The 19,359-nt window shown below is 71.2% G+C and carries 21 protein-coding genes; 5 read left to right on the forward strand and 16 right to left on the reverse strand.

All coding sequences use genetic code 11. The features are described 5' to 3' along the window. Positions 1-52: 52 nt before the first annotated feature. Positions 53-997, forward strand: coding sequence for a LysR family transcriptional regulator (locus ACH4XV_RS17590; protein WP_395790689.1), 945 nt, complete (start codon positions 53-55; stop codon positions 995-997). Positions 998-1,022: 25 nt separating this feature from the next. Here ACH4XV_RS17590 and ACH4XV_RS17595 read toward each other — a convergent pair whose 3' ends face one another. The 7 genes from ACH4XV_RS17595 to ACH4XV_RS17625 all read right to left on the reverse strand — a co-directional run bounded on the left by ACH4XV_RS17595 (position 1,023) and on the right by ACH4XV_RS17625 (position 9,561). After that, positions 1,023-2,171: an alcohol dehydrogenase catalytic domain-containing protein gene (locus tag ACH4XV_RS17595; protein ID WP_395790691.1), complete on the reverse strand. Its 1,149-nt coding sequence runs from the start codon at positions 2,169-2,171 to the stop codon at positions 1,023-1,025. After that, positions 2,168-2,467 (reverse strand): putative quinol monooxygenase, encoded by a 300-nt coding sequence (locus ACH4XV_RS17600; RefSeq protein WP_395790693.1) that lies wholly within the window; start codon positions 2,465-2,467, stop codon positions 2,168-2,170. The genes ACH4XV_RS17595 and ACH4XV_RS17600 overlap by 4 nt, the downstream gene beginning before the upstream one ends. Positions 2,468-2,485: 18 nt before the next feature. Then, a complete protein-coding gene (locus ACH4XV_RS17605) occupies positions 2,486-3,142 on the reverse strand; it encodes a glycerol-3-phosphate responsive antiterminator (protein WP_395790695.1) in 657 nt (218 codons plus the stop codon). A 29-nt stretch (positions 3,143-3,171) separates the two neighbouring features. Then, positions 3,172-4,713, reverse strand: a complete 1,542-nt coding sequence (locus ACH4XV_RS17610; RefSeq protein WP_395790697.1) for an FAD-binding oxidoreductase — start codon at positions 4,711-4,713, stop codon at positions 3,172-3,174. Then, positions 4,710-6,425: a glycerol-3-phosphate dehydrogenase/oxidase gene (locus ACH4XV_RS17615; protein WP_395790699.1), complete on the reverse strand. Its 1,716-nt coding sequence runs from the start codon at positions 6,423-6,425 to the stop codon at positions 4,710-4,712. Before ACH4XV_RS17615 ends, ACH4XV_RS17610 begins: the two co-directional genes overlap by 4 nt. 66 nt (positions 6,426-6,491) lie before the next feature. Beyond that, complete coding sequence (locus tag ACH4XV_RS17620) at positions 6,492-8,015, reverse strand: FGGY family carbohydrate kinase (RefSeq protein ID WP_395790701.1); 1,524 nt, start codon at positions 8,013-8,015, stop codon at positions 6,492-6,494. 82 nt (positions 8,016-8,097) lie between these two features. Then, a complete protein-coding gene (locus tag ACH4XV_RS17625; RefSeq protein WP_380001232.1) occupies positions 8,098-9,561 on the reverse strand; it encodes an MFS transporter in 1,464 nt (487 codons plus the stop codon). Positions 9,562-9,735: 174 nt separating this feature from the next. Here ACH4XV_RS17625 and ACH4XV_RS17630 point away from each other — a divergent pair, with 174 nt between their 5' ends. Then, a complete protein-coding gene (locus ACH4XV_RS17630) occupies positions 9,736-10,728 on the forward strand; it encodes an aldo/keto reductase (protein WP_395790703.1) in 993 nt (330 codons plus the stop codon). A 67-nt stretch (positions 10,729-10,795) separates the two neighbouring features. On the opposite strand, the gene ACH4XV_RS17635 is transcribed toward ACH4XV_RS17630, so the two are convergent. Further along, positions 10,796-11,164, reverse strand: coding sequence for a VOC family protein (locus ACH4XV_RS17635; protein ID WP_395790705.1), 369 nt, complete (start codon positions 11,162-11,164; stop codon positions 10,796-10,798). 63 nt (positions 11,165-11,227) lie between these two features. Between ACH4XV_RS17635 and ACH4XV_RS17640 the strand changes: the two genes are divergently transcribed. Next, positions 11,228-11,686, forward strand: a complete 459-nt coding sequence (locus ACH4XV_RS17640; protein WP_395790707.1) for a MarR family winged helix-turn-helix transcriptional regulator — start codon at positions 11,228-11,230, stop codon at positions 11,684-11,686. Positions 11,687-11,770: 84 nt separating this feature from the next. On the opposite strand, the gene ACH4XV_RS17645 is transcribed toward ACH4XV_RS17640, so the two are convergent. The 3 genes from ACH4XV_RS17645 to ACH4XV_RS17655 all read right to left on the reverse strand — a co-directional run bounded on the left by ACH4XV_RS17645 (position 11,771) and on the right by ACH4XV_RS17655 (position 13,152). Continuing rightward, on the reverse strand, positions 11,771-11,959 hold the full coding sequence (locus ACH4XV_RS17645; RefSeq protein ID WP_395791111.1) for a DUF397 domain-containing protein: 189 nt from the start codon (positions 11,957-11,959) through the stop codon (positions 11,771-11,773). Positions 11,960-12,088: 129 nt separating this feature from the next. Continuing rightward, the gene (locus tag ACH4XV_RS17650; RefSeq protein WP_395790709.1) at positions 12,089-12,274 is read right to left on the reverse strand and encodes a DUF397 domain-containing protein; all 186 of its coding nucleotides are present in this window, start codon (positions 12,272-12,274) and stop codon (positions 12,089-12,091) included. Further along, positions 12,271-13,152: a helix-turn-helix domain-containing protein gene (locus tag ACH4XV_RS17655; RefSeq protein ID WP_395790711.1), complete on the reverse strand. Its 882-nt coding sequence runs from the start codon at positions 13,150-13,152 to the stop codon at positions 12,271-12,273. Before ACH4XV_RS17655 ends, ACH4XV_RS17650 begins: the two co-directional genes overlap by 4 nt. A 498-nt stretch (positions 13,153-13,650) precedes the next feature. Between ACH4XV_RS17655 and ACH4XV_RS17660 the strand changes: the two genes are divergently transcribed. Further along, the gene (locus ACH4XV_RS17660) at positions 13,651-13,851 is read left to right on the forward strand and encodes a hypothetical protein (RefSeq protein WP_395790713.1); all 201 of its coding nucleotides are present in this window, start codon (positions 13,651-13,653) and stop codon (positions 13,849-13,851) included. Positions 13,852-14,112: 261 nt separating this feature from the next. Then, complete coding sequence (locus ACH4XV_RS17665; RefSeq protein ID WP_395790715.1) at positions 14,113-14,886, forward strand: phosphotransferase; 774 nt, start codon at positions 14,113-14,115, stop codon at positions 14,884-14,886. Positions 14,887-15,364: 478 nt separating this feature from the next. On the opposite strand, the gene ACH4XV_RS17670 is transcribed toward ACH4XV_RS17665, so the two are convergent. The 5 genes from ACH4XV_RS17670 to ACH4XV_RS17690 all read right to left on the reverse strand — a co-directional run bounded on the left by ACH4XV_RS17670 (position 15,365) and on the right by ACH4XV_RS17690 (position 19,302). Then, entirely contained in the window at positions 15,365-16,030 is a 666-nt protein-coding gene (locus ACH4XV_RS17670) for an HAD family hydrolase (protein ID WP_395790717.1), read from the reverse strand. 156 nt (positions 16,031-16,186) lie between these two features. Then, entirely contained in the window at positions 16,187-17,272 is a 1,086-nt protein-coding gene (locus tag ACH4XV_RS17675; RefSeq protein WP_395790719.1) for an exo-alpha-sialidase, read from the reverse strand. 107 nt (positions 17,273-17,379) lie between these two features. Further along, positions 17,380-17,742, reverse strand: coding sequence for a DUF2203 domain-containing protein (locus ACH4XV_RS17680; RefSeq protein WP_078974297.1), 363 nt, complete (start codon positions 17,740-17,742; stop codon positions 17,380-17,382). A gap of 112 nt (positions 17,743-17,854) precedes the next feature. Next, positions 17,855-18,115: a hypothetical protein gene (locus ACH4XV_RS17685; protein WP_395790721.1), complete on the reverse strand. Its 261-nt coding sequence runs from the start codon at positions 18,113-18,115 to the stop codon at positions 17,855-17,857. Then, complete coding sequence (locus tag ACH4XV_RS17690) at positions 18,103-19,302, reverse strand: helix-turn-helix domain-containing protein (protein ID WP_395790723.1); 1,200 nt, start codon at positions 19,300-19,302, stop codon at positions 18,103-18,105. The genes ACH4XV_RS17685 and ACH4XV_RS17690 overlap by 13 nt, the downstream gene beginning before the upstream one ends. Positions 19,303-19,359: the final 57 nt, after the last annotated feature.

Genomic DNA, 19,359 nt, shown 5'->3' on the forward strand with positions numbered 1-19,359 from the left:
CCCATGGGCGGCAGGGAAAGACCGGGCGACTCTGGATCTATAGTCCACGGATATGAATGAGCTGGAGGTGCGGGAGCTGAGGTACTTCATCGCGGTCGCCGAGGAGTTGAACTTCAGCCGGGCCGCGGAACGCCTGGGCATGGCGCAGCCCCCGCTGTCGAAGGCGATCGCTCGGATGGAATCCCGGCTCGGTGTACGCCTGTTGGAGCGCACCACCCGGCAGGTGCGGCTGACCGCCGCCGGTGGGGTGCTGCTCGACCAGGCCCGGATCGCGGTCGACGCGGTGCACGCGGCGGCCCGGCGGGCACGGCGGGCCGGTCAGCCGACGCCCCGGCTCGTCGTGGCGGTCAAGCCGGGAGGCGATGCGGGGCTGTTGCGGGAGATCCTCGACGCCTACCGGGGAACGGGTGCGCATCTGCCGCCGCCCGAAGTCGTCGTCGGCGGCAGCGGGGAGCCGATCGCCATGCTGCGGGACGGCCGTGCCGATGTGGCGCTGCTGCGCAGCCCGTTCGACGGCCGGGGGCTGGATTCCCAGACGCTCGTGGTCGAGCCGCGGCTGGCCGTACTCCCCGCCGCGCACCGCCTGGCCGGACGCCGGCGACTGCGGCCGGCCGACCTGGCGGGCGAACCGATCCCGCGCTGGAAGGGGGCCGCCCCCGCCACCCTCGCCTACTACACGGGAAGCGACGAAGCGGGAGCGGTCGACGGCCGCGCAGGCTCGGCGCCGGCCGACCCTCCCGAGGGGCCGCTCGTGGCCGGCATCGAACAACTCCTGGAGGTGGTCGCGCTGGGCCAGGCGGTGGCGTTCCTGGCGCTGTCCACCACGAAGCGGTACCAGCGCCCGGACATCGCATACCGGCCGGTCACCGGCCTCAGCCCCAGCACGGTCGTGGTCGCCTGGCCGGAGACCTCACGATCCCCGGCCGTCGCCGCCTTCGTCCGAGCCGCCCACGACGTCGCCGCCGACCACCCGGACCACCTGAGCGCACTGGCGTAGCGACCGGGGCACTCACCCCCGGGGTTCACCGCCCAGCCGCCACCGCCGCTCCCGTGCGGATCACCTGGCGGATGGCCTCGCCGCTTGCCAACGCCTCCATCGCCTCGTTCAGGTCGTCCAGTTCGACCGTGCCCGTGTGCAGCAGTTCGACCGGCATCTGCCCGGCCCGCCACAGGGCCAGGTACCGGGGGATGTCGCGGCGGGGCACCGCGTCGCCCATGTACGAGCCGATCAGGGACTTGCCCTCCCCGGCGAAGGCCAGCGCCGGCACCGCGTCCAACCGCCGACCCGGCGCGGGCAGGCCGACCGAGACCACCCGGCCGCCTCGGCCCACCGCCGCCAGGCAGTCCGCGATCACGCCGGCGCTACCGACCGCCTCGATCACCACGTCCAAGCCGTCGCCGACCAGGTCGCCGATAGCGCCCACCGCCTCGTCCGGGTGGTACGCGTGCGACGCGCCGAGCCGCAGCGCCAGGTCGCGCTTCGCCGGGACCGGGTCGACCGCGACGATCGGGTACGCCCCGGCCGCCCGCGCGCCGAGCACGGCCGACAGGCCGACCCCGCCCAGGCCGAACACCGCGACCGACTGGCCCGGACGTACCGCCGCCGTGTTGATCACCGCACCCGCCCCGGTCAACACCGCGCAGCCGAACATCGACGCCACCTCGAACGGCACGTCGCGCGGGATCGGCACCACCGACTCCTGCGCCACCACGGCGAATTCGGCGAACGCGGACACCCCGAGCTGGTGGTGCACCACCGCGCCGTCCGCGTCCCGGAGCAGGGCCGGCCCGTGCAGCAGCCCGCCCGAGCCGTTGGCCGCAGCGGCGGCCGAGCACAGCGCCGGCCGGCCCTCGTCGCACCGCACACAGTGGCCGCAGCTGGGCACGAACACGAGCGCGACGTGCTCCCCCGGCGCGACCCGGTCCACGGCGGGCCCGACCGCCTCGACCACGCCGACCGCCTCGTGCCCGAGCGCCATCGGCAGCGGCCGGACCCGGTCGCCGTTGACCACGGACAGGTCGGAGTGGCACAGGCTCGCGGCGGCGATGCGCACCAGCACCTCGCCCGCACGCGGCTCGCCCAGTTCCACGTCCTCGATCGCGACCGGCCGGCTCGTCCCGTACGGCCGGGCCTGCGAGGTCGCGCGCAGTACGGCCGCCCGCATCCTCACGGCGCGACCTCGCGCGGAGTGAGCCGGACCACGTCCCGGCTCACCAGCAGCGGCACCACCTTGCCGAGCACGATCTCCCGAAAGTGCGCGGAGGCGCAGTGCGCGGTGAAGTCGGCCTCGGCGTCGTACTCCTCGACGAGCACGATCGTCCGAGGCTCCTCCGTGCCCTGGTGTACGCGATAGCTCCGGCAGCCGGGCTCGGCCAGCGAGTGGCGGGTCATCTCGTCGAGCAGGGTCAGTACCTCGTCCTGCGCGTCGGGGTGGGTGAGATAGCGGGCGACGACTACGTAACTCAAGGGTGGTTCTCCTACGTACTACGGAGCGGAGGAAGCAGGGGGCGGGGGCGGCGCGGTCGCGCCGAGCCGGTCGCGCCGCAGGTCCCACAGCCGGGGGTCGGACGTGGCCACGGCGACCGCGCCGAGCGCGAGCGCGGCGGCCGCGTCCTCGGCGGTCTCCACGAAGCCCGCCGCGACGAACGGCGACATCGCGCGTTTGGCCTCGGGGGTCATCCGGGCCACGATCGGCGACGGCATGATCTCGACCAGGTCGGGACCGCCGCGCGCGATCGCGTCGGTGCTGCGGCGCATGTTGGAGCGGTCGGTGACGAACACCTTCTGCATGGTCAGCAGCCCGAGCGGGCGGCCCTTCTCCATCAGCGAGAGTCGGGTGCTGACCATGCCGTGAGCGCCCATCGCCTTGAGGAATTCCAGCGCGCCCTTGTCCTGGGCCAGGCCGGGGCAGCTGTCCACGTTGACGAACACCGTCTTGCCCGCCCTGCCGAGCAGCTGCACGATGTTCGGCAGCTGCCCGACCGGGATGGACGCGAGGATGCACACCTGTGCGGGCGCGCCGAGGAAGTTCTGCAGGCGCTGGGGTCCGATGATCGACGCGATCACGGGTACCTCGGCGAAGGCGGACGAGAGCACGGAGGACATCCGGGGCGCGCTCGCGGGGCGTCGGCTGGCGTTCATGACCTACCTGGGACTGGGTCTCGGCCGCCTCACGCGTCGAAGCGGTTGGGCAGGCCCAGTTTGCCAGGATTGAGTATTTGGGCCGGGTCGAGGGTGGCCTTGACCTTGGCGAACGTGTCGAACCCGGCACCGAGCGCGGCCGGCAGGTACGGGCCGCGCAGCAGTCCGCAGCCGTGGTGGTGGCTGAGCGCGGCGCCGTGCCGGATGAGCACCTCGTTGGCCGCGTCCCACACCGCGCGGTACCAGTCGCGGCGCCGGGGCCGGTCCACGTCGCCGCGCAGCGAGAAGTAGACGCAGGCGCCGTCGGTGTACGCGTGCGACTGGTGCGCGGAGGCCGCGAGCGTGCCGGGCACCGCCTGGATCGCCGCGACCACCTCGTCGTACACCTCGCCGAGCGCCGTCCACGACCCGGCCATCTCCAGCGTGTCGGCGACGAAGCCGGGCCCCGGGGTGAAGCCGTCGGAGGACTTGCCGACCAGCATGCGGTCCCGCAGCCAGCGCTCGAACACCGCGTCGCTGTCCAGTTCGGGGCCGTAGCTCAGGCAGACCTCCTCGCTGACCTTGAGCATCGCGTCGACCAGGATCGGGTCGCCCTCGTCGGCGATCAGCAGGAGGTTGGTCTCGGGGTGGTCGAAGTGCACCCCGCTCTCCAGCTTGTCGTACAGGCGCAACACCGCCGGGGTGGCGCCGCGCTGCATGATCTTGCGGCACGCGTCCAGGCCCTCGGCGAAGGTGTCGAAGCCGAACGCGAGCGCCTTGGCGTAGGTGGGCAGCGGGTGTACCCGGATGCGCGCGGAGACGATCACGCCGAGCGTGCCCTCCGAGCCGATGAAGATCTGCCGCAGGTCGGGGCCGGTGGCGGCGCGCGGGTAGTCGCCGTAGGTGGCGCGGGTGCCGTCGGCGTGCACCACGTCGATGCCGACGACCATGTCCTCGATCTTGCCGTAGCGGGTGGAGAGTTGGCCCGCGCCGCGGCAGGCGATCCAGCCGCCGACGGTGGAGACGGCGAAGGCGGACGGCCAGTGGCCGGTGGTGACGCCGTAGGTCTCCTGGAGTTCCTTTTCGAACAGGTCGCCGAACATGCCGGCCTCGACGTCGACGACGAGCGATTCGGCGTCGAAGGAGACGATGCGGTTCAGTCCGCACAGGTCGAGCACGACGCCGCCGTGCACGGGCAGCGCGGCGCCGGTGACGTTGCTGCGGCCGGCGGAGGCGGTGACCGGGATGCCGGCGGCGTGGCAGATCCGCAGTACGGCGGCCACCTGGTCGGCGTCGACGACGTCGACGATCACCGCGTCGGGGGTGGCGGGGCGGCCGTCGGTCTCGCCGATCATGGTGCCGGCCCACCAGTCGCGGGTACGGGCGACCACGTCGTCACGGTCGGTGTACACGGCCTTGGCCACGCCGCGCAGGTCCTCGATCACCGGGGCGGGCACCTCGACCACGCGGCCCTGGAGCGACGCGTCGCCGGTGCCGATCGGGGTGTTCCGGGCCCACTTGGCCGGGGTGGGCGCGCCCACGATGTAGTCGCCGCGGTTGAACGGGTTGGTGATGGTCTGCCTGCTGATCACTTCGCGGCTCCTTGGGATGCGATCACTGCGGATGTGGGTTCTTCGGGCTCGCCGAGCAGGACCGCCTTCTCGTGCCGCACGGCGGCGAGGTAGTCGGCGACCTGGCGGTCGATCTGCGCGGCGGTCAGCCCCAGTTCGGCGCCGAGCAGCCGGCCGACCTCGGGGGCCGCGGCGGCCGAGGCGTCGCGGGCGAACAGGCGCGAGCGGGTGCGTCGGGAGAGCACGTCGTCCACCGAGCGGGCCATCTCGGAGCGGGCCGCGTAGACGACCTCGGCCCGGATGTACGGCATGCCGGCGACCACCGGCTCGGCGAGCGTGGGGTCCTCGGCGAGCAGGTCGGAGACGAAGCGGGCCTCGGTGCCGTAGCGCTCGCCCAGGTGTGCGGCGAGGCCGCCGGATGCGGCGACCGCCTCGGCGTCGTAGCCGGCGCCGCCGATCAGCGGCAGGTTGGTGGTGCGGCTGCGGCCCTTGCGACCCAGGACCTGCATCACCTTGTCGATCACCAGTTCGCCCATGTGCCGGCTGGTGGTGAGCTTGCCGCCGGTGACGGTGACCATGCCGCCGCGGCCGACCGAGATGTGGTGGTCGCGGCTCATGTCGAGGGTGGCGCCCTCCTTGCCGCCGACCAGCGGACGCAGGCCGCCGATGCTGCCGATCACGTCGTCCGGGGTGAGCCGGCCCTCGAACGCGGTGTTGGCGCCTTCGAGCAGGAACTCCATCTCCGGGCGGGTGCAGTGCACGTCGTCGATCGAGCCGCGGTAGTCCTCGTCGGTGGTGCCGAGCACGACCGCGTCGCCCCAGCGGGTGCAGGTGGCGCGGCGGGCCCGGCCCGGGATGGGGACGGTGACCGTGCAGTCGATCCGGACCTTGTGCCACGGCACCACGATGTGTACGCCCTTGGCGGGTCGTACCTGCGGCCGGTGGTCGTCGTCGGCCAGTCCGTCGACGGTGTCGCTCCACACGCCGGTGGCGTTGACCACGGCGGAGGCGCGCACGTCGAAGCGCTCGCCGTCGACCTCGATCCGGACTCCGGCGGCCCGGCCGCGCTCGGTCAGGATCCGGTCCACCGTGGCGCCGTTGAGCACGGTGGCGCCCAGCGCGGCGGCGGTGCGCACGATGGTCAGCACCAGGCGGGCGTCGTCGGCGCGGCCGTCGAAGTACATCAGCCCGCCCTGGAGGTGGTCCGCGCGCAGCGTCGGCGCGTGGGCCAGTACCTCGTCGACGGTCAGCCGCTGGTGCAGCTTGCCGATCCGCCAGCCGCCGACCAGGTCGTAGGTCCACAGCAGGCCCTCGAAGCCCTTGGCGAGGCGGGCGTCGAAGACGCCCTCCTTCTCCAGGATCGGGAACAGGAACGGCAGGCGGTGCACCAGGTGCGGCGCGTTCTTGCGGAAGCGGTGTCTTTCCAGGAGCGAGTGGCGGACCAGGTTGACATTGCCCTGCTCGATGTAGCGCAGGCCGCCGTGCACCATCTTCGACGACTTGGAGGAGGTCCCGGAGGCGAAGTCGTCCTTCTCCACCAGGGCCACGTCCAGGCCGCGCGAGGCCGCGTCGAGCGCGGCGTAGGCGCCGGTGACGCCGCCGCCGACGACGAGCACGTCGAAGCGGTGGTCCGCGAGTCGGTGCTTGGCCCGGCCGCGGTCGAGAAGCAGCGGGGTGCCTCTCGTGGCCGCCGCCGACGCCCGTCGTGGCTTGCGGGCGGGCATCGAAATCACAATCAACTCCTGGGGTCTGTCCGGCGGTTCACGGTTCGCGCCGCCGGGTCGTACGGGCGGTTCGGCTCAGGCGGGGTAGCCGGCGAGCACGCTTCGCCAGGCGGCGCGCTGTGCGGCGCGCCGGTCGGGGGTGGTGGTCGGTTCGAAGATCCGGCCGCGTGGTTGGGCCTCGACCACCTCGTCGAGTGAGGACCACAGGCCCTCGCGTACCCCCGCCAGGTAGGCGGTGCCGCGCAGGCTGGCGGTGGCCGAGTCGGCGGCGCGCTCGATCGGCAGGCCGACCAGGTCGGCCTGGATCTGCATGAGGGTGTCGCTGCCGGCCACCCCGCCGCCCACCCGGAGGCGGGCGAACGGGGCCTGCATGGTGGCGGCGACGCCGTCGATCAGGTCGCACACGGAGTGCGCGATCCCGTCCAGTACGGCCCGGGCGACGTCGGCCCGGGTGGTGGCCAGGGTCAGCCCGCCGAGCGCGGCCCGTGCCTCGGGCCGCCACTCGGGCGTGCGGATCCCGGCGAGCGCGGGCACGAACCACTCGCGCGGGCCCGCGCCGGAGACGCTCGCGGCGAGTTCGCCGATCTCCGCCGGCGAGGCGAACAGGCCCAGGTCGTCGCACAACCAACGCAGCGCGGACCCGGTGGTCGAGCAGTACGCCTCCAGGCTGAAGTGCGTGGTGTCGCCCTGGCGCCAACCGGGCTGGGCAAGCACCCCGGCGATGCCCGGGATCGGCATCGCGGGGGTGCGGCCGGTGGCCGCGTCCACGAAGGTGCCGGTGCCGTACATGCACATCCCCTGCCCGGCGGCCAGTCCGCCCAGCGCGATCAGCGCCGCGTGCTGGTCGCCCATTACCGCCGCCAACGGCAGTTCCACGCCGAGCAGTTCGGGGTCGGTGCGGCCGTAGCCGAGGTCGTCGTCGGCGAACAGGTCAGGGAGCAGTTCGAGCGGGTAGCCCAGGTGCTCGATCCACTCGCGGTCCCACGCGTGTTCGCGCAGCAGGTAGGCGCCGATCGAGCCGGCGTTGCTCGCCGAGACCGCGTGCGCGGCCCCACCGGTGAAACGCCAGGCCAGCCAGGTGTCCACGGTGCCGAACACGAGCGTGCCGGCCTTGTACGCCTCGGCCACCTCGGGCCGCTCGGCGATCTGCCGCGCGGCCCAGTGGAACGGCGCCCTGCTGCCCACCGGGCGGCCGAGCCGGGCGAGCAGCCGCTCGTCCCACTCGGCCTCGTAGCCGAGCAGGTCCCGGGCGTAGCGCCGGTCCTGCCACACACACGCCGGCACCAGCGGCAGGCCGGTGCGCCGGTCCCACAACATGGCGGTGGCCCGCTGGGTGGACAGCGCGAGCGCGACGATCTCCACGCCGTCGGCGCGGGCCCCGGCCAGGGCCTCGCGGCACACGTCGAGGGTGGCCGACCAGATCTCCATCGGGTCCTGCTCGACCGAGTCCTCGTCGGGGTGGTCCACCGCGATCGTGCGATACGCCAGGTGGGTGACCGCCCCGGAGTCCTGCACGACTCCGGCGCGGGTCCCGGTGGTGCCCTCGTCCACGGACAGAATGCCCAGGCGCCGGCCGGGGTGGTGCAACGTCTTCGTCATCACAGCCCTTTCGGTGCGATATCTCCGCTTGATCCGCTTGATCCGCTTGATTCGAATGCGAGTCTCGCGTGACGGACCGACTTCAGCGGGTGACCAACGCGGGGTTCGCGGGCCCGGCCGACGGCGCGGCGATGATCGGCACGTTCGGGTCCTCGTCGGGCGAGACGGCCCGGGTCGGATCCCAGCGGATCGCCAGGCAGGTGAGCAGGCCGAGCAGCGGGACGACGGCCAGGACCATGAAGGTCTTGTCCAGCCCGATGCCGTCCTTGATCTGCGGGAACAGGTACAGCCCGGCCACGCTGCCGAAGCTGCCGATCATCCCGGTCACGCCGGTGCCCAGGGTGCGCACCTCGCTGCGGTAGGACAGCGCGGCGATCGACTTGCCGTTGGCGCCGGGACCGGCGGAGTGACAGAAGATGAACAGCGCCGGGAGGATGAACGCGATCCAGGTCGGCACCCGGTCGAACGTCAGCCCCATGCCGAGCAGCATCACGAACACGCCGCCGAAGCCGATCGCCGAGCTGATCCGCAGGCCGAGCCGGCGGGCGAAGTACGCGGAGAGCAGGCCGCCGACGATGCCGAAGGCGTTGAACACCATCGAGCCGATGGTGGCCTTCTCGAAGCTGTTGCCGAAGATGGCCAGGCTGATCACCGGCAGATACCAGCCGACGGCGAAGTACTGCATGGACTGGCCGAGCGAGATCGCCGAGGACAGCAGGGTGCGCGGCAGGTACGAGCCGCGGAACAGGATCCCGGCCTGCTTGATCCCCACGTTCGGCGGCGCCTCCTCGGCGTCGGCCTTGTCCGGCACGGCGCCGGCGACGGTGGGGGCGGCGGCGACCGCCTCGATGCCGTAGATGCGGCGCAGGTTGCGGACCGCGTCCTCCAGTCGGCCCTTCGTGGCCAGCCACGTGGGGCTTTCCACCAGGAACGCCCACTGGAGCAGGAACAGGGTCAGCGCGATCACCCCGGCCGAGCCGACCGACCAGCGCCAGATGTCGGCGCCGACGTCGAACTTGAAGCAGATCAGGGTGAGCAGCAGGTTGCCGGTGGTGGCGATGTACCAGATGCCCTGCCACAGGTTGAGCCGGCCGCGCAGCGACTTGGGCGTGTATTCGGCGAGCAGCGCCATCGCCACCGCGAAGTCGACGCCGTAGGCCACGCCGACCAGGACCCGGCCGATCCACACCACGAGGAAGTCGTCGGCGGTGGCCGCGATCACCGCGCCGGCCAGCGCGAACAGCTTGGCCAGCAGCAGCGGGGGCACCCGGCCGATCCGGGTGGCCAGCCAGCCGCCGATGGGGTTGAACAGGATGGCCAGCGCGGGTGCGGTGGCGGTGAGGATGGAGACCTGGGTGCTGCTCAGGTCCATCTGCTTCGTCATCGGGGCGAGCCCGGCGCCCAGTGCGGCGTTGGAGTACGCGTCGAGGAAGAGTCCCCCGAACACGAGGAACCAGATGACCCGGGACCGGCCGGAGATGGTCCCCTGCCGGTCGATGAGCGCGACGACGTCCTTGACGCCTCTGACGCTCGGCTGCTGTGCCATGTTCCCGTCCTCGGAAAAAAGGACCGGTCGGTGACACGCGAGCGCTAACGCGTAGGAGGGCACAGCGAAGCCACCGACAGGTGGTCTTCGTCTGTTCCTGCCAAAGAATGCTCTGGACCCTAGGAGGGACATCCGGGGGTGTCAAGGGTGGCGGTCGAGGGCCAAGATGGGAAAATGATCCACTCTGCCGCCGAGAACCGTTACCAATCCATGCGCTATCGCCGTGCCGGACGCAGCGGGGTCGAGTTGCCCGCGGTGTCGCTCGGGTTGTGGCACAACTTCGGGGACACCCAGCCCATGGAGGTCCAGCGCGCGGTGTTGCGACGCGCCTTCGACCTCGGGGTGACGCACTTCGACCTGGCGAACAACTACGGGCCGCCGTACGGGTCGGCCGAGGCCAACTTCGGGGTGCACTTCCGGGCCGATTTCCGGCCCTATCGCGACGAGCTGTTCATCGCCTCCAAGGCCGGCTGGGACATGTGGCCGGGGCCGTACGGCAACGGCGGTTCGCGCAAGTACCTGCTGGCCAGCCTGGACCAGTCGCTGGGTCGGATGGGGCTCGACTACGTCGACGTCTTCTACTCGCACCGCTACGACCCGGACACCCCGTTGGAAGAGACGATGGGCGCGCTGGACACGGCCGTCCGGTCCGGGCGCGCGCTGTACGCCGGCATTTCCAACTACGGTCCGGAAGAGCACCGCCGGGCCGTGCACATCCTGCGCGACCTCGGCACTCCGGTACTGCTCAACCAGTCGGCGTACTCGATCCTGGACCGCGAGCCGGAGCGGGGCGTGCTGGACGCGGTCGGCGAGACCGGGACCGCGCTGATCGCGTATTCCCCGTTGGCCCAGGGCCTGTTGACGGACCGCTACCTGAACGGCGTGCCGGCCGACTCGCGGATGGCGGTGGGGCACTTCCTCACCGAGGACGCCCTCACCGAGGAGCGCCTGACCCTGCTGCGCGCGCTGAACAAGCTCGCCGGCGAACGCGGCCAGACCCTGGCCCAACTCGCCCTCACCTGGATCCTGCGCGACCCGAGGGTGGTCTCGGTCATCGTCGGAGCAAGCAGCGTGCGGCAGCTGGAGCAAAACCTCTCCGTGGTCGGCCAACCCGACCTGACCGAGGCGGAGATCGCCGAAATCGACCGCCTCTGCGCACAGCCCTGACCGACCCCGACCCCCGCTGCCCCGACTCGTCGGCTGCCCGCCGTCGGGCCGGGGCGTGGGCGCCTTGTCAGGTGCGGTCGTGGAGGGTGACGTGGTAGCCGTCGGGGTCGGCGAAGGTGAACGTCCGCCCGAAGGGGCCGTCGATCGGCGCGGCGACGATGGCGTGGCCGTCGGCGACGAGGGCGTCGTGGATGGCCTGGACGTCGGTGGCGTGCAGCCAGATCGCGGCACCGATGCCGGGCCGGGCGGCGGACGCGAGATCGGTGCCGGGCACGATGTCGCGCAGGGCGAACGCGATCGGCTTGGTCTCGAAGACGACGGCGTGCGGGGGGCCGGCCGGCGAGCGGACGAGGCCGAGGTAGCGCTCGTAGAAGGCCTGCGAAACGTCGAGGTCACGCACCTGGAGCGAGATGAAGTCGGGGCCGGTGGCGGGCATGGCGATACTCCTTCGTTGCATGTCAGGTTCCTGACACGCACCAAGGTATGTCAGAATCCTGACATGAGTCAAAGCGGAGCGGGCGTCGACCTGGACACATCCCTGGGCTACCTGCTGAAAGAGGCTTCGAGCGCCCTGCGCACGGCCATGGAGGAGGTGCTGCGCCCCCTCGGGATGAGCGTGACGCACTACTCCTGCCTCGAACTGCTGGCCCAACGCCCGGGCCTGTCCAACTCCGAACTCGCCCGCGGCGCATTCGTGACCCGCCAGACGATGAACGTCCTGCTCCAGGCCCTGGAACGAGACGGTTACGTAACGAGGCCGGCGGAGGCCCCCGTCGGCAAGGCCCTGCCGGCGAGCCTCACCCCGCGAGGCCGCCAAAGCCTGGAAAAGGCAACCACGGCGGTGCGCTCCGTCGAACTCAAAATGCTGACCGGCATGACCGAGCAGGAACAATCAGCCGCATTCCGCAGCCTGCGGAGCATGATCACGGCCCTACAAAACTCCACCGAAGCCCCATAGCCCACCCGACGCGGCGCGGCTAACGATGCCCCGACTCGGGGGCTACTCCCCACCAAGTCGGGGCACTTCGCACCCCGGGACGCTCTAGCCACTCACCGTGGCATCCAACAACGCCTGCCAAGCACCGGCCGGCACGCCGATGTGCCCCCGGTCGGGGTCTTTGCTGTCACGAACAGCGGTTATGGCACGCACGGTCGCAACCTCCACGCAGTTGCTCTCCGCGCCGGAGTGGGACGACTTGCGCCACTGAACGGTGGCGTGGGAGGTGTTCATCTTGGTCACTCCAATTCTCGCGTCCGACAAGCACCGGGGAATCGCCTTCGGGCCGGGGCACTTCTGCATCGTCCGTGCAACTGAGCGCCCTGCCATCTGTGACTGGGTGGGGCGGGCGTCAGGAGTGCGTCAGATGCTCAGCGAAGCTGTGAGGGCCGCCCAAGAGGATGCGTCGACAACGAGGTAGCCGACATGCGGGTCCTTGGAGTCGCGGACCACACAGTCGGCGGACCGGGTCACGGCTGTTTCCACACAGTTCGCCCCACTGTCGGAGTACGACGACTTACGCCATTCCGATATGATTTCGCGATTCATGCGCCTTTATCTCCTCTTCGCGGCTTTCGCAACACTTCCGTCATGAGAGCTGCTGAGTCTGCGGCACTGTGGGCGGCCGTACGCAGGGCGTCGAAAACGAGAGTGTATCCCGACAGTTCTTCCGGCTTTTCGAGGTAGTGACTGCCCGTCAGGTCCTCCAGGAAGACAGTGTCCGCCACGGCGCGCTGGTCGAACGAGAACATCACGAACGGCCCACTCATCCCCGCATGCTCGACAGGACTGGTCGGCAGGATCTGAATCGTGACGTTGTCGCGCTCCCCCACCGTCAGCAGGGACTCGAGCTGCTCGCGATGGATGGCGGGCGTGCCGGCCATGCTTGTCACGGCGGGTTCCCAGATGATGGCGTGGAGCCGTAGACCGGCATCCGTCTCAATCCGGGCTTGCCTCTCGCGCCTGATCTCAAGCAGTTGTTCGGAGCGTTCTGGCGCGAGCATCGCCGGGTTGGCGCGCATTACCGTTCGAGCATATCCGGCCGTCTGCAAAAGCCCTGGGATGAGAGCGGATTGCCAGGTGCGAATGTACTGGGCATCCCATTCCAACCCGATGAAGTCGGCATAGTACGGCGCGATCGTGTCCCCGCCGTACGGCTCCCACCAGCCTTGTCTGTTGCTGTCCTTCGCGAGCTTTTCCAGGTATGCGCGCCGATGCGGATCGGTCACCGCGTAGTGATCCAATAGCGCCCGGAGATCGAGCACTCGGGTCGTAACAGCGCCGGTCTCCATCCGGGAGACCTTCGGCTGACTGCACGCGAGGATCGAGGCGACCTGAGCCGTCGTCAAATCGGCCGCCTCTCTCAGCTTCCGCAGCTCCGCGCCAAGACGCCGCGAGCGCACGGTGGGCTTGCCTCCAGCAGGCATGGATTGCGCCTTCCCGGTCGGGTGTTCCCCGTCTTCCGGTGAAGGCTAGCGGCCGTCCACGCGGCACCGAATGCCACTGCATCCTATGCAGCGAATGGCTTGCAGAGTGCATACGATGCAGCTACCGTCACCATCAGAGCACTCAGTACTCGCAAGATCACGAACTGTGATCCCGATGCTCTTCGGCGCCGTGCCGAGCGGCTGTTTCGTCGCGTCTTGATCGGCCCCGGCGTCGGTCTCGATCGCGCGTGGTCTCGAAGGGAGTGGCATGGCGAAGTCGACGCAACCGCCCGGTGTGCTGCGGACGTTGGGCCCGGATCAGTACGCCATTCGAGCGTGGGTCATCCGCCGGGCTCGTGCCCGGTATCCCCGTCTGGTTGTTCCGCCTGTCCCCTGCGGGCGGTGGCTGTGAGGTGCGAAGCGGGGTTCGTCGTCGGGGCGGACGGGGAGGCCGTCCGGGTTGTCACGGCGCGTGAACTGCCTCCGCATGAAAGGCCCTTGCCGCCGCGGTATGCCCTCGGTGAATGGGTCGCCCCGCTGCCCGGGCACGGCCACGACGGCTGTCCCGCCGGGCGGGTGGAACGCGGCGAGGAATGTGCGGGGCTCGCCGACGACCAGGTCGTCATGGTGCTTCCGCCCGGCGGCATGCCGTATGTACTGAAGGGTTCCGAGTTGTATCGGGTCAAGCCGCCGCATTGACCTTCACGTTCGCCCTGTCCGACTGCCCGGGGAAGAGCACCGGCCGGGGTCCGCACCATCCGAGCACTACCGACACGAAAGGTAGGGCACATGGCACGCGACGAGGAATACGAGATCACCGGCGGTACCGCCGGGTGTGAACACGAGTGGTGGCACTGGTCCGGCGAGGACCGGTGCAGGAAGTGCCCGGCGGTCCGCAAGCGGAAGTAGGCGGTACCGACCCGTGACCGACGTGAAAGGCAACGCATGGAACGCCGCTGGATGTGGAGTGAACTACCCGAACCGGTCCGGGCGGAAATCGAGTCGGTCACGGGTCCGGTGCACGAGGCGGAACCGCTTCCCGATGGGCTGACATCGCCGTTCGCGGCCGTGCTTCGGGCGCCGGGGCGAAGGGTGTTCGTCAAGGGCACACCGACCACGAACGGCAAAGCCGTCACCCACCAGCGGCGGGAAGCGTTGGCGGCCCCGTCGGTCGGCGGACGCGTGGCGCCGACCATGCTCGGGCACCTCGCGCCGCCCGGCTGGGACGTGCTCCTGTTCACCCACGTGGCCGGACGGCATGCCGATCTCGCCCCCCACGGGAAGGACCTGTGCTCCTTCGCGTACGCGCTGAGTCGAGCGGGCCGTATCCGCGCGCCACACGGGCTCGAACTGCCGCCGCTCGCCGATCGATGGGCGGAATACCTCACCCCGGGCGAACGCGCGCTGCTCGGCGGAACACATCTGCTGCACACCGATCTGAACCCGTGGAACGTGATCGTCGGAGACCACGGAAACGGCGCACGAACCTGCTTCGTGGACTGGGGCATGTCCGCCATCGGACCCGCGTGGGCGGAACTCGCCTACGTCTACATGTTGTTGCTGTGGTCCGATCACACACCGGATTCGGCGCACGCGTGGTTGCGACAGTTCCCGGCATGGCGGGCGGTATCCAACGCGGGCATAAAGGCGTTCGTCACCGGCGCAACCGCAGAAGCGCATGCCCGCGACCTACCCGACCAGGCCGGACGGTGGACCTCGCTACTCACACGGTGACCCACGCATGAAGTTCGGCCGACAACTTGCAGGAGTTGACGATGTGACCCGCTTCATCACCGCCCTCTTCGGAAGGCTGCGCCGATCACCCACCCCGCCGAAGCCCACCGACAAGCGCCCTCGGCCGACCAAGCCGAACCTCCGGGTACACCCCGCATGGCGCGACTTCGTACCACCCACCCCCACCACCGACACCCCACCGACGCAGGATTCGACAACGGTCGTAGGGCCCTACCTCATGACCCCAAAGGAACTCGCCGAACGACGCCGCCGCCGCAGCGAGACACCAATCAGCCCGGCCAAACCAGCCCCGCCGGCGTTTGAGGCGAATCAGCCTGGCCGGCGTTTGAGGCCAAGTAGCCCGGCCGGCGCTTGAGGCCACCTCGGCCGGAGGCCGGGTCACCCAGCCCGGCCGGCGCTTGAGGCCAAAAGCCCGGCCGGCGTTTGAGGCCGTCGGGGCCGCGTCGGGGGCGCACCCTCATACCCCCACGCGCAGCGCCGGGCGCAGGTCGGCCAACCCGACCGCCGCGAGCGAGGCGACCACGCGGCGGCCCGGCGCAGCCGGGATGGGCGCGGTCGTGCGCACCGCGACCACCGCGCAACCCGCCGCTTCCGCCGACGTGACGCCGACCACCGTGTCCTCGACCGCGACGCACGCGCTCGGCTCGACCCCGAGCGCGGTCGCCGCGGCCAGATAAGGGGCGGGGTCGGGCTTGGTCCGCGCGACGTCCTCCGCCGCGACGGTGACCGCGAAACGCGCCGACCCCAACGCGTCCCGCACCAGGTCCACCACGTGCCGCGGCGACGCGGACACGATGGCCAGCGGCACCTCGGCCTCGGCCAGCGCGTCCAGCAGGGCCACGACGCCCGGCAGCGGCTCGATCCGACCCCGCACCCGGTCGGTGAACGCCGCGTCCAACGCGTCGGACAACTCGTGTACGCACGGCCCCTCGGGCACCACCGCGTGCAGGTAAGTCGCGGTGTGTGCGATGGCGTGGCCCACCACGTCGGCCGTGTCGGTCGGTCCCAGCGCGTAGCCCACCCGGCCGGCCACGTGCTCGACCGCCTCCCACCACAACTGCTCGGTGTCGACGAGGGTGCCGTCCATGTCGAACAACACGGCGGCGGGCAGAACGCTGGACACACTGACTCGTTTCGACGCGCGATTCGCTGCGTGGAGCGCGGACGTCCCGACACTCTCAGCCCGACGTGAGCGCAGTACCAAGGCCGGGTTGCGGGCGCGTGAACGTGTGCGAACCCCGCCGTCACGCAGCGCGAGCACGTCGGTCGCAACGCGCGGCTACACCACCGCGGCGCGCAACGACAGGACGTCGGGCAAATGCTGCGCGATGCGCTCCCAGTGGTCGCCGCCGTGGTGCCCCCGGTAGATCTCGCCGCTGCGCGAGCCGAAGTAAAGGCTGGTGACGTCGGCGTCGTCGGCGCACATCGCGTCGCGCAGGACCGCCGTCCAGAACCCGTCGGGCAGGCCGTCGGACAACGCGGTCCACGTCTCGCCGGCGTCGTCGCTGCGATAGACCCGACAGCGCCCGTCGATCGGGAAGCGCATCGCGTCGGCGGTGAGCGGGACCACATACACGGTGTCCGGTCGGCGCGGGTGCACCACGATCGTGAAGCCGAAGTCGGCGGGCAGGCCCTCGGCGATCGACTGCCACGTCGCGCCCGCGTCGTCGCTGCGGTAGACCCCGTGGTGGTTCTGCAGGAACAGCCGGTCGGGCCGCTCCGGATGCCGGGCCACCTTGTGGACACACTGGCCGTATTCCGGATACTCGTCCGGCTGGAAGGTCACGTGGATCCCGGTGTTGGACGGATGCCAACTGGCCCCGCCGTCCTCGGTGACATAGACCCCGCCGGTGGACATCGCCACCACGATCCGGCGCGGGTCGGTGGGGTGCGGCAGCACGGTGTGGATCGCCTGACCGCCGAAGCCGGCCCCCCAGTGCGGACGGTGCGGGTGGTCCCACAACGCGCGGACCAATTCGAAGGAGCGCCCACCGTCGGCCGAGCGGAACAGCGCGGACGGCTCCACGCCGGCGTAGACCACGTCGGGCTCGGAACTCGCCCCCGGCACAAGTTGCCACACCCGCTCGACCGACGCGCCGGCGTCCGCCGGAAAACCGACCCGCCCCAGATCCGGTTCACGCCACGTTGCGCCGAGGTCGTCGCTGGTGACCACGATCGGGCCGAAGTGCTCGTTCACGACGCCCGCCATCACCCGGGGCGCCGACCCCCGCGTATCGATCGCGACCGAGTAGACGCCGGTCATCGGATGGTGCGGCCCGGTGAACTCCCAGGGCTCGGCGCCGTGCGAGCGACCGATCCACAGACCCTTGCGAGTGCCGACGGCAAGCAGGACGGACTTCGTCACGATGACCTCCAGGCAGCGATTCCCAGGTGGGAAACGCTACGCGCCACCGGTGACATTCGCCCGATTCGACGCTCTTGTCGGCCTGATTCCCCTACCCGAGCGCCGCGCTACGGCAGCGGACGCCGGCCCGCGAAGCCCAGGTCGGTGCGGTGGTACCAGCCCAGTTCCCGGTCCCCCTCCAACCAGCACAACAACACCGGTACGCCGTCCAGGTCGGCGGGGAAGTCGACGAGCAGCGGCGCGAAGCCCTTGAGTTCCGCGCCGGTCTGCTGGATCCGGGTCATCAGGTCGTCGAGCCGCGCCTGCATGCCCTTCAGCTCCGGCAGGCCGCCCAGTTCGGTACGGGTCCCGCCCGGCTCCAGCGCCGCGGCCAACTCCGCCGCGTCCGCGCGGACCACGATCAGTTCGTCGAGTACCGGCATCAGCCGGGCCAACTCCGCGCGTGCCTCGTCCACCGTGAACAGACCCATGGCGCACAGCCTCCCATGCCCGCCGGGGACCGATGTCGGCGCCGGGTCGCCGCTCGGCGCGACCGGGGGTTCGGCCCACGCGCCCGCGCCCCGCCGTTCCGTCGAACCGGAGCTAGACGCCCGGCCAGGAACCGTGGTTGGTGTGCACGCCGAGCACGCCGCCGGCGGCTTCGGCACGCGTCGTATTGTCCCGCTCGATGCGCAGACCGTCGTGTGCAACGGTCCGGGTGCGCGCACGATCACGCAGGCCGAGGAAGACGATCAGCACACCGACGACGAGGAGCAGATCGGCGACGAGAATGACGGTGATCACGGCGGCTCCCGAGGAGTGGATCGGCGGCCCGGCAACCCGGACCGCCCCTACATGATCCATGCCCGCTCCGACCGGGTCGACCCCTGTCCCGCACAGCGGGCGGCCAGCGCGCGCAATCGGGCCTCGTCGCCGTCCACCGAGGAGTCCAGGCGCAGGATCTCCTGGACGAAGGTCCGGTTGATCGGCCGGCAGCGGATCTCCTGGGCCGCCGTGGCCTCGGCGTCCAGCAGCGCGGTGACCGCCTCGCCGCGCCGGCCCAGCGCGGCCAGGGCCCGGGCGAGGTCGATCAGGTGCCGGGCCTGCCTGCCGCGCGGCAGCACGGCGAGCGTGGCCGGGTCCAGCCGACCGTCGACGGCCCGCCCGAACTCACCGAGCAGCACCTGCGCGGTGACCCGGCACAGCGGCACCTGGATCGCGCCGGGATCGATTCGCTCCGCCGCGTCGAGGAGGTCGCGCGTGCCCGAACGATCGCCGAGCCGCGCGGTGGCCAGCGCGGCGCCCAGCCGCAGGGTACGCAGCGCCGCCCGCCCGGCCGCGCCGCGCGGGCCCAACGCGGCGGCCAGATCCGCCTCCACCTCCAAGGCGAACTCGGCGGCGGCCCCGGCCCCTTCGTGCCCCACCATGGCCGCGGTCAGCCGATCGGCGGCGCGCGCGAGCACCACCGCGTCGCCGCTGCGCCCGGCCGCGGTGACCGCCCGGTCGGCGGCGCGCCAGGCCAGGTCGGCGTCGCCGAACACCTGCGCCGCGGCGGCTGCCAGGGTCAGCGCACCGGCGCGCACCACCATCGGCGCGAACGGATCCGCCGCCTCTCCCACCGCCGCGGCCCCCGTCCCGACCAGCATCGGCGGCACCACCCGGTCCAGGCACAGATAGTCGGCCGCGGCGTACGCGGTCCAGCCGTACGCCAACTCCCGCCGCAGCACCGCGAGATCGGCCGGCTCGACGGGGGCGCCCGCGGTCGGCGCGAGATCCGCCCGGCGCAGCGCGACCCGGACCGCCGCGAGCGGATCGTGGTCGACGCCCTCCCGGTTCGGCTCGGGAGGCAGCAGGCGGTCGATCCCGATGCGCAGGACCACCGCCGCCCGGGCGATTACCGACAGCCGTGGATCGGCCTGCCGGTGGCCGGCCTCCACGTCCTCGACCCAGCGCACCGATCGGCCCATCAGACGCGCGAATTCGGCCTGGGTCAGGCCCCTGCGCGTGCGCCAGTACGCGATCTGCCGGCCGATCCCACCCACCGTGTGCATGCCGTACCCACTCCTTTGGGTAGCGCCGAATGCGCGTTCGGTAACCTATGTACGGAA

The sequence above is a fragment of the Embleya sp. NPDC020630 genome (assembly GCF_044334985.1).
In the GTDB taxonomy this organism is placed as follows: Bacteria; Actinomycetota; Actinomycetes; order Streptomycetales; family Streptomycetaceae; genus Embleya.

Excerpts from the sequence above, each read along its gene's own strand:
- ACH4XV_RS17590 (WP_395790689.1), top strand. The coding sequence starts at position 53 with ATGAATGAGCTGGAGGTGCGGGAGCTGAGGTACTTCATCGCGGTCGCC.
- ACH4XV_RS17605 (WP_395790695.1), bottom strand. The coding sequence starts at position 3,142 with ATGAACGCCAGCCGACGCCCCGCGAGCGCGCCCCGGATGTCCTCCGTG.
- ACH4XV_RS17620 (WP_395790701.1), bottom strand. The coding sequence starts at position 8,015 with ATGACGAAGACGTTGCACCACCCCGGCCGGCGCCTGGGCATTCTGTCC.
- ACH4XV_RS17625 (WP_380001232.1), bottom strand. The coding sequence starts at position 9,561 with ATGGCACAGCAGCCGAGCGTCAGAGGCGTCAAGGACGTCGTCGCGCTC.
- ACH4XV_RS17630 (WP_395790703.1), top strand. The coding sequence starts at position 9,736 with ATGATCCACTCTGCCGCCGAGAACCGTTACCAATCCATGCGCTATCGC.
- ACH4XV_RS17635 (WP_395790705.1), bottom strand. The coding sequence starts at position 11,164 with ATGCCCGCCACCGGCCCCGACTTCATCTCGCTCCAGGTGCGTGACCTC.
- ACH4XV_RS17640 (WP_395790707.1), top strand. The coding sequence starts at position 11,228 with ATGAGTCAAAGCGGAGCGGGCGTCGACCTGGACACATCCCTGGGCTAC.
- ACH4XV_RS17645 (WP_395791111.1), bottom strand. The coding sequence starts at position 11,959 with ATGAACACCTCCCACGCCACCGTTCAGTGGCGCAAGTCGTCCCACTCC.
- ACH4XV_RS17650 (WP_395790709.1), bottom strand. The coding sequence starts at position 12,274 with ATGAATCGCGAAATCATATCGGAATGGCGTAAGTCGTCGTACTCCGAC.
- ACH4XV_RS17655 (WP_395790711.1), bottom strand. The coding sequence starts at position 13,152 with ATGCCTGCTGGAGGCAAGCCCACCGTGCGCTCGCGGCGTCTTGGCGCG.
- ACH4XV_RS17665 (WP_395790715.1), top strand. The coding sequence starts at position 14,113 with ATGTGGAGTGAACTACCCGAACCGGTCCGGGCGGAAATCGAGTCGGTC.
- ACH4XV_RS17680 (WP_078974297.1), bottom strand. The coding sequence starts at position 17,742 with ATGGGTCTGTTCACGGTGGACGAGGCACGCGCGGAGTTGGCCCGGCTG.
- ACH4XV_RS17685 (WP_395790721.1), bottom strand. The coding sequence starts at position 18,115 with ATGGATCATGTAGGGGCGGTCCGGGTTGCCGGGCCGCCGATCCACTCC.
- ACH4XV_RS17690 (WP_395790723.1), bottom strand. The coding sequence starts at position 19,302 with ATGCACACGGTGGGTGGGATCGGCCGGCAGATCGCGTACTGGCGCACG.